The sequence below is a fragment of the Candidatus Eisenbacteria bacterium genome (genome assembly GCA_013140805.1).
GTDB lineage: Bacteria > Eisenbacteria > RBG-16-71-46 > RBG-16-71-46 > RBG-16-71-46 > JABFRW01.
In genome coordinates this window covers 25053-38211 of the sequence record JABFRW010000029.1, presented here as the reverse complement: position 1 = coordinate 38211, position 13159 = coordinate 25053, and the positions used below count along the sequence as shown (strand labels likewise).

11 protein-coding genes and 1 pseudogene are annotated in these 13159 nt (G+C 64.8%); 9 read left to right on the top strand and 3 right to left on the bottom strand.

Annotated features, from left to right (window positions below):
* Positions 1-2 precede the first annotated feature (2 nt).
* Positions 3-806 (bottom strand): annotated as a pseudogene (locus tag HOP12_03010) (hypothetical protein).
* A 21-nt stretch (positions 807-827) separates the two neighbouring features.
* Positions 828-1244, bottom strand: coding sequence for a hypothetical protein (locus HOP12_03005; protein ID NOT33119.1), 417 nt, complete (start codon positions 1242-1244; stop codon positions 828-830).
* A 278-nt stretch (positions 1245-1522) separates the two neighbouring features.
* Between HOP12_03005 and HOP12_03000 the strand changes: the two genes are divergently transcribed.
* From HOP12_03000 to HOP12_02965, 8 genes are all read left to right on the top strand, one after another.
* Positions 1523-2767 carry an HlyD family efflux transporter periplasmic adaptor subunit gene (locus HOP12_03000; GenBank protein ID NOT33118.1) on the top strand — a complete coding sequence of 415 codons (1245 nt, stop codon included), beginning with the start codon at positions 1523-1525 and terminating at the stop codon, positions 2765-2767.
* On the top strand, positions 2764-3492 hold the full coding sequence (locus HOP12_02995; protein ID NOT33117.1) for an ABC transporter ATP-binding protein: 729 nt from the start codon (positions 2764-2766) through the stop codon (positions 3490-3492). Before HOP12_03000 ends, HOP12_02995 begins: the two co-directional genes overlap by 4 nt.
* A 7-nt stretch (positions 3493-3499) precedes the next feature.
* On the top strand, positions 3500-4741 hold the full coding sequence (locus HOP12_02990) for an FtsX-like permease family protein (protein NOT33116.1): 1242 nt from the start codon (positions 3500-3502) through the stop codon (positions 4739-4741).
* Positions 4738-5970: an FtsX-like permease family protein gene (locus HOP12_02985; protein NOT33115.1), complete on the top strand. Its 1233-nt coding sequence runs from the start codon at positions 4738-4740 to the stop codon at positions 5968-5970. Before HOP12_02990 ends, HOP12_02985 begins: the two co-directional genes overlap by 4 nt.
* 3 nt (positions 5971-5973) lie before the next feature.
* On the top strand, positions 5974-7338 hold the full coding sequence (locus tag HOP12_02980) for a sigma-54-dependent Fis family transcriptional regulator (GenBank protein NOT33114.1): 1365 nt from the start codon (positions 5974-5976) through the stop codon (positions 7336-7338).
* Complete coding sequence (locus tag HOP12_02975) at positions 7335-8657, top strand: PAS domain-containing protein (protein NOT33113.1); 1323 nt, start codon at positions 7335-7337, stop codon at positions 8655-8657. The genes HOP12_02980 and HOP12_02975 overlap by 4 nt, the downstream gene beginning before the upstream one ends.
* Before the next feature lie 451 nt (positions 8658-9108).
* Positions 9109-10124, top strand: a protein-coding gene (locus HOP12_02970) for an IS3 family transposase (protein NOT33112.1) whose coding sequence is annotated in 2 segments (ribosomal slippage) — positions 9109-9370 and positions 9370-10124 — 1017 coding nt in all. Because the reading frame shifts where the segments join, the coding sequence is not laid out codon by codon here.
* A 30-nt stretch (positions 10125-10154) separates the two neighbouring features.
* Complete coding sequence (locus HOP12_02965) at positions 10155-10364, top strand: hypothetical protein (protein NOT33111.1); 210 nt, start codon at positions 10155-10157, stop codon at positions 10362-10364.
* Between the two features lie 294 nt (positions 10365-10658).
* On the opposite strand, the gene HOP12_02960 is transcribed toward HOP12_02965, so the two are convergent.
* Positions 10659-11333 carry a hypothetical protein gene (locus tag HOP12_02960; GenBank protein NOT33110.1) on the bottom strand — a complete coding sequence of 225 codons (675 nt, stop codon included), beginning with the start codon at positions 11331-11333 and terminating at the stop codon, positions 10659-10661.
* A 407-nt stretch (positions 11334-11740) separates the two neighbouring features.
* Here HOP12_02960 and HOP12_02955 point away from each other — a divergent pair, with 407 nt between their 5' ends.
* Positions 11741-13117, top strand: a complete 1377-nt coding sequence (locus HOP12_02955) for a hypothetical protein (protein NOT33109.1) — start codon at positions 11741-11743, stop codon at positions 13115-13117.
* Positions 13118-13159 lie beyond the last annotated feature (42 nt).

Genomic DNA, 13159 nt, shown 5'->3' with positions numbered 1-13159 from the left:
CGTCACTTGCCGTACCACTCGAGCACGCGCATCGCCCTCAGCGTGTTCCACCGGCTGGGACGACCATCGCCGTCCTCGAGCGCACGCAGTACGTCGTAGTGCCAGCGGACCGGAAACGAAAACTGCGTCCAGGCTGGCCTGACCAATTCGCCGGTGCTCATGCGCCGCAAAAGGCTTCAATCGAGGAGGTACTCCTCGGCCCGCCGCCGCGCCGCGATCGACTCCGCAGAGCCACCGGTTGCGCGCTCGTACGCGAGGAGCCCATCGAGCACTTTGATCGTGCTCGCGAACGACGAGCGGACGGAGCCGTTCTCGGCTTCGCAGTTCCACCCGCCGTCCTCGAGCTGCTCTCCGAGTAGTCGGGCGACGACGGCATCCACGCCCTGATCGAAGTAGGTGCCCAGGGTGACGGTCCTGCCATTGATGCATGGCTCGACCTCGCCGCTGAAGAACGGTTGGCCGGCGTGCTCCCAACGGCACTGGTCCCCCACCCGCGCCACCGCCTGACGCACCCGGTCGGCGCGCGGATCGACACCGAAGTCATACAGCAGCTGCAGTGTCGGCAGCGTGGAAGTCCAAGGTTGGCCCTTGCCCTCGGCGCGCCGCCACCCCGCGGCCGGGAAGCATGCGCCTCCGTCCCACTGACCGTCGTCGCCTTACAGTGCGAGAAGTCTGGCGCCCCAGCCCTCGGTGGCGACCCGAGCGCGCTCCGACGCGACGACCGCGGCCGGCGCATGCACGAGATCGCGCAACACTTGCCAGCGTATGGAGGGGTCCGAGTCGAGCAGCCAGTCGAGCGCGGTCATGCGGCCGATTTTAGCTGACGCTCAAGTCGTTGCGCGCCGCCAATGATCGCCGGATTTCTTCACGTAGTGCCTCCAGAGGTACCCCCACGGCAGCGCGATCGGCACGATGACGACGCCCAGGAGGCACTCGAACACTGACTCCATCGTGCGCGGGTCCATCTGGTGGCTCAGCCACAGCGGCAGCGCGAAGGCGAGCAGCCAGAGCGTTTTCCAAACCAGCTCGAACAACAGCACCGGAATCATCTGCAGCGGGTAACGCACCCCGAGCAGCGCCAGCAGCGACACCGCACCCAGCATGGCATGGACGACACCGCGCATCAGCGTCATCGAAGCGTCGTGGTCGAGGATGCCGGGCCAGATCGCGAACGCGAGCCCCACGGCAATCAACAGATACGTGGCGCGGAGCAGGTACAGGCGAAACGTCGAGACTTCGTGCATGGACACTGTTCCTCACGTTGACTGGGTGACCGTCACCTCGGCACTTTAGATTGTCTCGAAGTGAGGCCCCAGCGAATTGCGACGAAGCGCGGCTGCGTGAGAGCGAGCCACGATCGGACCCGACGAGCGACCCCCTTCGGCTCGAAACGTGCGCGCGGGCGTTCTGTCCGCTTCCGAACAGTGGCTCACGGGAGCGGACGATTTCGTTCTGCCTCGCCGGCATAAACGCTTTGTGCACAAGACCAGGGTGTGGCACCAAGCTTGCGCTGATCGTAGGCATGGACCGCCCGATCCCAGCTCGTGAGCTGCTGCTGCAGGCGCGTCGCCGCTTGCTCGGATGGATCCTGGGGGCAGGCGCTCTGATCGCACTCGTCGTGATTCTCCCTGGCTGGGTGACGCCCTCGATCCCGCGCGCTCAGCTCCGCACCGCCAAAGTCGAGCGCGGGGCGATCGACGCAACGCTCACCGCGTCCGGGCTGGTCCTCCCCGAGCACGAGTTCGTGGTGACGAGCCCGAATGCGTCGCGCGTTCTGCAGACGCTGCACCAGCCGGGCGACACGGTGGCCGCCGGCGAACCGATCCTGAGCCTCGATCAGGGCGAAGCGCGCCTGCTGGTCGAACGGCTCGAGCGTCAGGCTGCGCTCAAGGACAACGAGCGCGCCCAGGCTCGTATCGATCTCGAGAACCGGCTGAGCGAGCTGACCGGGCAGGCGGCGATCAAGCAGCTGGAGCTCGAGTCGCTGAGCTTCGAGGCGGAGCGCAATACAAAACTGGTGGAGTCGGGCGTGATCAGCGGCGACCAGGCGAGGAAGGGTGCCACCGACCTCCAACGATGCCGGATCGAGGTCGAGCAGCTGGGCGCGGCGACCCGGAACGCGAAGCGCGGGCTCGAAGTGCGCTTGCGATCCCTTGCGCTCGAACACGACATCCTCGTCCGCGAACGCCGCGACGCCGAGCGAGAATTGAAGCAGGGCTCCGCGGCGAGCGTGCGGGGCGGCGTGCTCACCTGGGTGCTCTCGGGCGAAGGCGTCTCGGTGGCGCGAGGCGACGAGCTCGCGCGAGTCGCGGACCTCTCGACCTTCAAAGTGGAAGCCACCCTTTCCGACGTCCATGCCGGGCGGATTCGCGCCGGTCAACCGGTCGTGGTCCGCGCCGGCGAGCTCTCCCTCCCGGGCACGCTGACCAAGGTTCATCCCAAGGTCGAGAACGGCATCGTCCGCATCGAAGTCGCTCTCGAGCGGCCCGACCATCCGCTGCTGCGGCCGAATCTTCGCGTCGACGTCTACATCATCAGCGAGCGCCGCGAAGGAACGCTGTCGGTGCGCCGCGGGAGTGTGATTTCGGCCGAGGGCGGCCACGCGCTGTTCCGGATCCACAGCAAGGTGGCGGATCGGCGCGACGTCACGCTCGGCATCACCAACTTCGAACGCACCGAAATCCTGAAAGGCCTCGAGGAAGGCGACGAGGTCATCTTGTCCGACATGAGCGACTACGCCAACCGGAAGGAGATCCGTATCCGATGAGCACCATCACCCAGAGCGCGAGCGCGGTCCTCGATGCTCCACCCGCCCCTGCAGGAATCGCCGCCATCCGTCTGACCGGCGTGGAGAAGATCCACCGCACCGATCGCATCGAGACAGTCGCACTGAACCAGATCAATCTCGAGGTCGGACGCCGTGAGTTCCTGAGCGTCATGGGGCCATCGGGCTCGGGCAAGAGCACGCTTCTCAACGTGATCGGCCTGCTCGACCGGCCGAGCAAGGGCACGGTGGAAATCGGAGGACAGTCCGTCGGCGCACTCTCGGATCGTGAGCTTGCGATCACGCGCAATCGCGACATCGGCTTCGTGTTCCAGAGCTTCCACCTGATTCAGGACCTCAATGTGCTCGACAACGTCGAGATCCCGCTCCTCTATCGACAGCTTCCCGCCGGAGAGCGCAGCCGCATGGCGAAGGAAGCACTGGAGCGCGTCGGCCTGTCGGCGCGGATGTCGCACTTTCCGTCACAGCTCTCCGGGGGCCAGCGGCAGCGTGTCGCGATCGCGCGAGCGATCGTCGGCCGCCCGAGCATTGTGCTCGCCGATGAGCCCACCGGAAATCTCGACAGCCAGATGGGCGAGGAGATCATCGCCATCCTCGAAGACTTGAACCGAGCCGGGACCGCCATCGTCATGGTGACCCACGACCAACGCCTGGCCTCGCGAACCGCGCGCATCGTGCGCCTCTTCGACGGCCGTCAGGTCGAGTGAGACCACCATGCTGACCAACTATCTCAAGCTCGCGTTCAAAGTCCTGATGCGCCGGAAGTTCTTCACGTTCGTCAGCCTGTTCGGAACCAGCGTGACGCTGCTGGTGCTCATGATCGCTTCGGCAATGCTCGACCACTCGATTTCGCCCATAGCACCCGAAGTGCGATTGGATCGCACGCTGCATGTGGGCTACATGGCGATGCGCGGACCCGAGAACGAGTGGAGCGGCGGCCCGGGCTACGGGTTCCTCGACCGCTACTGCCGGAACATCCCGCATGTCGAGCGCATGTCGCTCTTCACGGGGGTGCATGCCCTTACGAGCTTCGTGGGTGGTGAAAAGGTCGTGTCACAGATGCGCCGCACGGATGCGGAATACTGGTCGATTCTCGACTTCGCATTCGTCGCCGGGCAGGCCTACGGCGAGAGCGAGGTTGCCGACGGCAGCCGGGTGGCGGTGGTCAGCCAGTCCGCCGCTCGGAACCTGTTCGGGTCCCGTGCCGCACTGGGGCAGACCTTTGAGGCGCAGGGCGAGCGCTTTCGGGTGATCGGTGTGGTGCGTGATGTCTCGCACATTCGCGAGTGTGCTTACGCCGACATCTGGGCACCCGTAACGACGCTGCCGAGTGACGTTTGGAAGACGGCCCTCATGGGAGACTTCAAGGCCATGCTGCTCGCCGACTCGCCGCGCAACTTTCGCGCGATCCGAGCCGAGTTCGCCGCGCGGCTTCCGCACGTCGTGATGACCGAACCCGCCCGGTACCAGACCATGGCGGGCGCACCACGCACGCGACTCGAAGAACTCGCCGCCAATGCGGTGGGCACTGCAGGCGACACGCCCCGGACCGGCCTGTTCATCGGGTTGCTGCTCCTCTTGACCCTGCTGTTCATGCTGCTGCCGGCGATCAACCTGGTGAACTTGAACATCAGCCGAATCTTCGAGCGCGTCTCCGAGATTGGCGTGCGCAAGGCGTTCGGCGCCTCGACCGGCCACCTGGTGGGTCAATTCATCGTCGAGAACATCGTCCTGTCGCTGCTCGGGGGCGCGATTGGATTCGTGCTGTCGCTATGGGCACTGCAGCTGATCAATGGCAGCGGCACGATCCCGAACGCGGACTTCCACATCAATCTACGGATCTTCCTGTACGGGCTGGGACTCGCGTTGTTCTTCGGCGTGCTGTCGGGTGTCTATCCCGCGTGGCGAATGGCGAGACTCGATCCGGTCGAGGCTCTTCGAGGAGGTACCCGATGATCGCGCACTACCTCAAACTGGTGTGGAACCGGAGACGGGCGAATACGCTGATCCTGGTGGAGATCCTGGCCAGCTTCCTGGTCCTGTGCGCGATCTTCGGCGTCGTCGCGTATTACGCCACCAACTGGCGCCGCCCGCTCGGCTTCGAGTATCGAGACCTGTGGACGGTCGACGTCGACATTCCACAGGCGACGTTGGACGACCGCGAAGCGAACGCGCGCGCCCTCGCCACCTCCCAGCGCCTGCTGGCGATCATGAACGGCACCCCGCAAGTCACGACCGCGGCGCCGATGCCCAATATGCCGTACTCGGGAAGCATTTCCAGCACCGGGGTCACGCTCGCCGATGGGAGCCTGATGCAATTTCTCTCGAATCCGACGACGCCCGCCGGGTTCGATGCTCTCAAGCTCGAACTGGTCGCGGGCCGGTGGATCGAGCCCGGCGACGATGCGCTGGAGTTCACGCCGCAAGTCATCACTCTGAACATGGCCCGTCGGTTGTTCGGGCGCGAGAACCCGATTGGCCGCACGATCGACAACTACAAGGATGGACAACTCGAAGCGCCGGACAAGGGCTGGCAGGAGCGAAGAGTGGTCGGCGTGATCCGTACCTACCGCAATGGAGGCGAGTTCAACGACGTGCCCTACGCTGCATTTCGCCCGCAGTCGATGACGGACATCGATCGCGGATGGGTGCCGTGGAGCTACGTGATTCGCGCGAGCCCCGGTGCCCGTGCAACATTCGAGGAGACGCTGCTCAAGTCGCTGCATGCGGAAGCCCCCGAATGGACGTTCACGCTCCACTCGGCGGAGCTCGAGCGTCAGCGCTACATCCGCGGCCGTCTCCTGCCGCTGGCGTTCGGCGGAACGTTGGCCGGGTTCCTCATCCTGATGGTCGGCATGGGCCTCATGGGCGTACTCTGGCAGAACGTGACCAGCCGAACTCAGGAACTGGGCCTGCGCCGAGCACTCGGCGCCACCGCGAGTGCGGTCCGCAACCAGATCATCGGAGAGATCGTCGTGCTCACGACCATCGCCCTGTTCATCGGTTCGGCGCTGTTCCTCCAACTGTTGCTGATCGGCGCCCTCGCCTCCGCCGGCGTCGGAGTCTTCGTTTCAGCCATCGTGGCGTCGATCCTGGTGATCGTTCCGTTCGTGATCGTGTGCGCGCTCTATCCGGGCTGGCTCGCGACCCAGATGGAGCCATCGCGAGCGCTCCAATACGAGTAACGGATGATCTTGATCGTCGACGACGACTATTCGGTGACCGCGTCGCTCGGTCTGTTGCTCAAGCAGAAGGGGTTTGCCTCGGTGACCGCCACCACGCCGGAATCGGCGCTGGCCGAGGTGGTGCGCGGCGATGTCGACCTGGTGCTGCAGGACATGAACTTTTCCCGGGAGACCTCCGGCGCCGAGGGACTCGAGCTGCTACGCCGTATCCGAGCGGCGCGGCCCGGCCTGCCGGTGATCCTGATCACCGCATGGGGTTCGATCCAGCTTGCGGTCGAGGGCATGAAAGCGGGCGCCGCCGACTTCATCACCAAGCCGTGGAGTAACGAGCAGGTCCACCAGGCGGTCCGAACCACCCTCGGGCTGGCGGCGACCCGGAGCCCCGATGCGCCGACCGACCGGTCGGCGCTCGATGCCGCGTTCGACCTCGAGGGTGTGATCGGTCGACACCCGCGATTCGTCGAGACCCTCGAACTGCTGACGCGCGTTGCGTCGACCGATGCCTCGATTCTCATCTCCGGCGACACCGGCACTGGCAAGGAGGTGCTGGCCGCCGCCGTGCACCGCAACGGGCCGCGACGGCGCAAACCCTTCATCCGCGTCAACCTCGCCGCCCTCCCGGTCGGCCTGTTCGACAGCGAGCTGTTCGGGCACGTGCGCGGCGCGTTCACCGATGCTCAGGCGGATCGCCCGGGCCGCCTCGCGGCTGCGCAGGGCGGCACCATCCTGCTCGACGAAATCGGAGACCTGGACCTGACCTGCCAGGTCAAACTGTTGCGCGTGCTTCAGGATCGTAGCTATGAGGTGCTCGGCGCGAACCGTCCCCAACCCTTCGATGTACGCGTGATCGCGGCAACCAACATCGACCTGGAGCAGGCGATCCGCGACGGCGCCTTCCGCGAGGACCTCTACTACCGCATCAACCTGATTCGGGTGCGTGTGCCGTCGCTGGCCGAGCGCGCGAGTGACGTGCCACTGCTGGCCGTCCACTTCCTTCAACGCGCGACCGCGTCCCATGAGCGGCGCGACGCGGCATTCGAGCCGGGGGCCCTCGAGTGGCTCGAGGATCAGCCATGGCCCGGCAACATCCGCCAGCTACAGCACCTGATCGAGCGCGCGCTGCTCACCGGCGCGTCGAGCCGCATCGGCGTCGACGATCTTCGCCGCACGCTCGCCATGGACTTCGGACCTGGACGCGACACGCTGCTCCCCTCGGTCGGCAGCATGACGCTGCCCGAGATCGAGCGCGCCATGATCCTCAAAGCCCTGAAGCATCACGAGGGCAACGTGAGCCGGACCGCGGATTCGCTCGGCATGAGCCGCCCCGCCCTCTACCGGCGACTGGAGAAGTACGGAATCGAAGCGTGAGCCTGAAAGCCCGATTCCTCTTCTATCTCGCACTTGTGCATCTGGTCTTCGGGGTCGTCGCGTGGATCCTGCTGCGCGACCAGCGTCTGTGGCTGTTGCCGTTGGAACTGTTCTTCATCGTCTCGTTCGTCTTTGCGTGGCAGCTGACACGGCGTCTCAGCGAACCGGCGGACATGCTCCGAACCGCGGTCGAGCTGCTCGACTCCGGCGACCTGATGTCGCGCTTTCGAGAGACTCCGCAACCCGAGGTCAATCGGCTCATCAGGCTCTACAACCGGATGGTCGATCACCTCCGCGACGAGCGGGTCGCCAACCAGGAGCAGGACTCGCTGCTTCGTCGGATCATCGCCCTGTCGCCATCGGGGATCGTTCAGCTCGACTACGATGGTCGGATCCAGTCCATGAACCCCGGCGCCTGCGAGATCCTCGGCGTCTCCGAGGACGCCGCACGCGGACAGGGGCTGGAGTCGCTCGGGGGCGCGCTGGCCCGCGAGTTGAACGGCCTGGGCGAAGGCGAGGCACGAATGGTGACCATTCGCGGGCGTCGCAAGGTGCGCTGCCGGCGGCTGTCGTTCATGGATCGCGGCTTCCTCCGCACCTGCCTGATGTTCGAGGAGTTGACGAAGGAGCTGCACGCGAGCGAGAGAGGCGCCTACGAGAAACTGATTCGCACCATGTCCCACGAGGTCAACAACACCAGCGGTGCGGTGATCTCGCTGCTCGAGAGCTGCCTCGCGTACGGTGAACAGATCGGCGAGCGCGACCGTGCGGACTTCGAGAGCGGCGTCGGAGTGGCGGTGGCACGCACGCGCCACATGAACGAATTCATGAGGAGCTTCGCGGACGTGGTGCGCTTGCCCGCTCCCGATCGCAAGCCGGGCTCGCTCGAGGCACTGCTGAGAGATGTGGCTCGCCTGTTCGAACCCGAATGCGAGCGGCTCGGGATCCGATGGCGCTGGCAAATCGAAGACGGCGTACGAACGGTGCTGCTGGATCGGGGCCAGATGGAGCAGGCGCTCGTCAACATCGTGCGCAACGCGATCGACGCGATCGGCGAGGATGGCGACATCGCGGTGACGCTCGCGATGGAGCACGACGTGCCGACTCTACTGATCGACGACAGCGGGGGTGGCATTCCTCCCGAAGTGGCGCCCCGGCTCTTCACATCGTTTTTCACTTCCAAGCCAAACGGCCAGGGGATCGGGCTGACGCTCGTGCAGGAGATCCTGATCGCCCACGGCTTCGACTACAGTCTCGAAACGGTGGCGCCAGGCCGCGCGGGATTTCGAATCCGCTTCTTCGACCAAGCGCCGCGCTAGACCATATGGAACGACCGGCTTGCGATCGTAAGGTCGTGCTTCTCGCGAGAGAAGACGACGGTGGCGGGGCTGCCGCCACGCTCGATCGCGGGTTAGCGCTTGCGGCGCCAGAGCCACATACGAAAGGAGCCGATCGTGAGCTCGAACGCTATCACCTGAGTGGGGCTGGACGCACACAAGAACTCGATTCACGTCGCGATGCTCGTCCCGGGCCATGTGGAGCCCGTGTGTTGGAAGGAAGCCAATGAGGCGACGGCCGTTCGGCGTCTGGCACGACGGCTAACCCGTGAGGCCCCGGCGAGGTGCGCGCCTGCTACGAGGCCGGCCCGCTGGGCTATGCCCTCCAGCGCGAGCTCGAGGCCCAGCAGGTGATCTGCGAGGTGGTGGCATAAGCTCCCCCATTCGGTAGACAGTTGAAGCTAGACTCTCCCGCGTCACGAGGGAGGGTTGCATGCGCAAGTCTCGTTTCAGCGAACCGCAGATCGTCGCCGTGCTGAAGGAAGGCGAGGCCGGGGTTCCGGTCACCGAGATCCTCCGCAAGCACGGGATCAGCCGCAACACGTACTTCAACTGGAAGTCGCGCTACAGCGGGGCCGAGGTGTCGGACCTCAAACGCCTGCGCGATCTGGAGACCGAGAACGCGCGGTTGAAGAAGCTGTACAGCGATCTCGCACTCGAGAACGCGGCGATCAAGGAGCTCCTGCACCGAAAACGGTGACGCCGTCCGCGAAGCGAGAGGCCATCGCGATCCTGGTCGTTGAGCTCGGGTTGTCGATCAGCCGGGGATGCCGGATCGTTCGGTTCTCGCGGGCGGCGCACTACCGGGTACCTCAATCAGCGGTCGAACGCGACGGCGAAGTGATCGCCGCCCTGCGGGAGATCGTCGAGAAGTCGCCGCGAGCCGGGTTCTGGAAGTGCTTCGATCGACTGCGGCAACCGCTGACGGCGCCGTCTCAGCTGAATCAGATCTGGGCGCTCGACTTCATGTCGGACGCGCTGTACGGCGGGCGGAAGTTCCGCACGCTGAACGTGATCGACGAGGGCAATCGCGAAGCGCTGGCGATCGAAGCATCGACTTCGATCCCGAGCGTGCGCGTGGTGCGAGTGCTGGAGGAACTGGTGGCAACTTACGGCAAGCCGGAGGCGCTGCGGATGGACAACGGGCCCGAGTTCACCGCCGAGGTCCTCCGGGACTGGTGTCGGAAACACGCGGTGGATCCGCGGCACATCCAGCGAGGGAAGCCGGATCAGAACGCCTATGTCGAGCGCTTCAATCGGAGCTATCGCGAGGAAGTGCTCGATGCCTATCTGTTCGCATCGATCGAGGAGGTGCGAGGCCTGACCGAAGAATGGATCGACGACGACAACGGCGAGCGGCCGCACGACAGCCTCAACGGGTTACCGCCGCAGGTGTTCATGTCGAGGCTCCAACCGACCGGTGAGTCCAGTTCTGAACTGGCTGCTTGACGGGGACGCCTACGCTTCGGCGACGACGAGATGGTGATCGCGATCGGCGTGACCATGGCCGGGACGAAGGTGGTGTTGGGGATGGTGCAGACGGCGGGCGAGAACACGCAGGTGTGCCGGCAGTTCCTGAAGTCGCTGGTCGATCGCGGCCTGAAGTACGAGCAGGGACTGTTGTGCGTGCTCGAGGGGGGAAGGGATTCCACGGCGCGGCGAGCGAGGAGTTCGGATCCGCCGCGGTGATCCAGCGCAGTCGCTGGCACAAGCGCGAAAACGTGCTCGCCTACCTGTCCGAGTCGCGCCGGCCCGCGCTGCGTAGGAAGCTGCAGGCGGCGCGCGTGCGGGTTTCGCAACCGCGAGCGCTTCCGCACCTCGATCTACTTCCACTGCCGTTGGCTCGATCTCTACCCGACATGCTTCGCCGCGGGCTCATGATGCCAGCCACACCAAAGTCGGAAGAGCCAGATAAGGAAGCGGCGCCGAAGAAACTTCCTCGGCGCCGCCCGACAATAACCCTCGACTCAGAGTCGATACTTACTAACGGTAAATGCTCTTGACCTTGCCCCAGGTCGAAGCCCTGGTAGGCGTCGGGCCTGACACCTCGAGGAACGCATCGTCATAGAACGGCGCGCCTGCGGGACCGCCCGGGAGGAAGTCGCCCGTGATCACCACCAGGCGGGCAAATGCCGCATCAGCCGGCGCAACACCGGTGATGGTCTGCAGAGTCCACACATTGCGAGTGGAAGCCGCCGTGAAGGTCCCATTGCTGATGAAGGGAATGATGGTCGACTGCGACGTACCGTCCGCTTGGATCCACTCGATGTTGACTGCAGCCACCTGGCCCCCGCCCATGGGATCCAGGCCGGAGTTCAGCATCCAAACGCCGCCGTTCCACAGCTGACCCGGAAGCGCAGGAAACTGCTGGAAGGCGCCACTGCAGCAACCACCGAACATCTTGAGTGACTGGTTGCCCGTATGGGGCGCGACAACCGCGGAGCTGACGGTGAAAATGCCTCCGCCGAAACTCGTCCAAGAAGCACCGGCTCCGAAGTACTCCGGAGGCGCCGCCGGGGTCGCAGGAATTTCAAAGCCGGGGTTGCCGAGCACGTTGGCTGCGGAAGCGACAGAAGCCGAGACCGCGAGCGCCATGGTGGTCACCAGGAGGAACGCACGGACAACCGTCGCACGTTGAAGCAGAGTCTTAAGGGGCATTCTCACTCCTCCATCAAGAATGTGGGGGCACCGTCAACTGCGGCGGTGTGACTGCGTGAACCCAGGGGACACCTGTCGAGAAGGCCGCAGCCGCATAGCTTCCTCATCAGGCGAACACGAGGCTACACTATGTTCGGAGGTCGAACAAAGTATTTTATGCCAGACTTCAAAGGATTCTGGCAGCCCGGACCCGGGGGCGGATCGCAGTCGCCTGGGGGCTCCCGACCTAGCCTGGGCGAGGCTATCCTCACTCCGCCACCCGAGCCTGGATTCCTCGGGGGCGAACTTCGATCCAGCAATGGGACTTTGTACGAGTCGCGAACATAGCCTATGCTTGGACGCAGATAGCGATCGGTCCACGTGGTGACCCATCGGGCTTCGACTCGATCGCAGCTCGGAGACTTCGAATGACCCGCAAATCATTGTCCCGCTTCGCCCTCTCGCTCGGCGCTTCGTGGTTCGCAGTCACGGGATGCTCGCGAGATATGCCGACCGAGCCGTGGCCCCCGAACATCGACCCGATCGTGTTCACGGACACCTTTGGCGCTCAGGTCGGATTTCAGGCATTCGGGGGCTCGAAGCTCGACGCGCTCTCGATCGACCTCACGGAACGGCACTCGGGAACTTCGTCGCTCAAGTTCACGGTTCCGGCGCCTGGGGATCCGACCGGCGGCTACGCCGGTGGCGCGTTCGTAACGAGTCGCGGGCGAAGCCTCGCCCCTTACAACGCGTTGAGTTTCTGGGTGAAGGCGAGCAGGCCGGTCTCGCTTGAAACGGTGGGCATCGGTAACGACAACACCGGTACTTCCAAGTTCGAAGCCAAGCGGACTGGAATTCCGGTCACCACCGCCTGGTCGCAGGTGCTCATTCCGATTCCATTGTCCTCCAAGCTGACCGCCGAGAAGGGTCTGTTCTTCCTCGCCGAAGGACCGCAGGCGGGGTCAGGATTGACGCTCTGGGTCGACGACGTGCAGTTCGTCAACAGCGCGACGATTACGAATCCGCGACCCACGCTGACCTCGCAGACGGTCACGGCATTGGTGGGCTCGACTGTCGACTTGCAAGGCGCGACACGGACCACCTTCGCCGTGGGCGGTCTCGACCAGACGGTCCAGCACATGTCCGGCTATTTCACGTTCGCCTCATCCGACCCTGCGGTTGCGTCCATTAGCAGCAACACGGTTCGCGTCCTTGGAGCGGGCAGCGCGACGATTTCGGCAAAGCTCGGCACGCTCGAAGCAGCGGGTAGCGTGACGGTGAATTCCGCGTCGCCGCCGCCCACCCCCGCGCCGACCCCGACTCTCTCAGCGGCGGACGTGATCTCGCTCTTCAGCGATGCCTACCCGAGTATTGCCGTGGACTCGTGGCAGAAGTTCGGGACCACTGGAATCACGGTCGAGAACTACGCGTTCGGTAGCAATGCGGCCAAGCTCTACAAGCGACTCAACCTCGGGTTCGTCGGCGTCGAGTTCACGACGAATCAGGTGAACGCGACCTTGATGACTCATTTTCACCTCGACGTCTGGGCTCCCACTGGGTCGGTGTTCCGCGTCAAGCTCGTGGACTTTGGCGCCGACGGCGTGTTCGGCGGAGGCAACGACACGCAACACGAAATCGCGTTCGATGCGACGTCGAGCCCGCCGTTCGCTCCCGGCGGGTGGATGAGCCTCGACATCCCACTGACCAACTTCACCGGACTCACCGGCCGGGCGCACGTCGCCCAACTGATTCTGTCGGGCGACACCCCGATCGTGCTCGTGGACAACGTCTACTTTCATAAATAGGGTAGGCGTGAACCGTCGAGCAGCGCACCGGGGAGGTCACCG

Excerpts from the sequence above, each read along its gene's own strand:
- HOP12_03005 (NOT33119.1), bottom strand. The coding sequence starts at position 1,244 with ATGCACGAAGTCTCGACGTTTCGCCTGTACCTGCTCCGCGCCACGTAT.
- HOP12_03000 (NOT33118.1), top strand. The coding sequence starts at position 1,523 with ATGGACCGCCCGATCCCAGCTCGTGAGCTGCTGCTGCAGGCGCGTCGC.
- HOP12_02995 (NOT33117.1), top strand. The coding sequence starts at position 2,764 with ATGAGCACCATCACCCAGAGCGCGAGCGCGGTCCTCGATGCTCCACCC.
- HOP12_02990 (NOT33116.1), top strand. The coding sequence starts at position 3,500 with ATGCTGACCAACTATCTCAAGCTCGCGTTCAAAGTCCTGATGCGCCGG.
- HOP12_02985 (NOT33115.1), top strand. The coding sequence starts at position 4,738 with ATGATCGCGCACTACCTCAAACTGGTGTGGAACCGGAGACGGGCGAAT.
- HOP12_02980 (NOT33114.1), top strand. The coding sequence starts at position 5,974 with ATGATCTTGATCGTCGACGACGACTATTCGGTGACCGCGTCGCTCGGT.
- HOP12_02965 (NOT33111.1), top strand. The coding sequence starts at position 10,155 with ATGGTGATCGCGATCGGCGTGACCATGGCCGGGACGAAGGTGGTGTTG.
- HOP12_02960 (NOT33110.1), bottom strand. The coding sequence starts at position 11,333 with ATGCCCCTTAAGACTCTGCTTCAACGTGCGACGGTTGTCCGTGCGTTC.
- HOP12_02955 (NOT33109.1), top strand. The coding sequence starts at position 11,741 with ATGACCCGCAAATCATTGTCCCGCTTCGCCCTCTCGCTCGGCGCTTCG.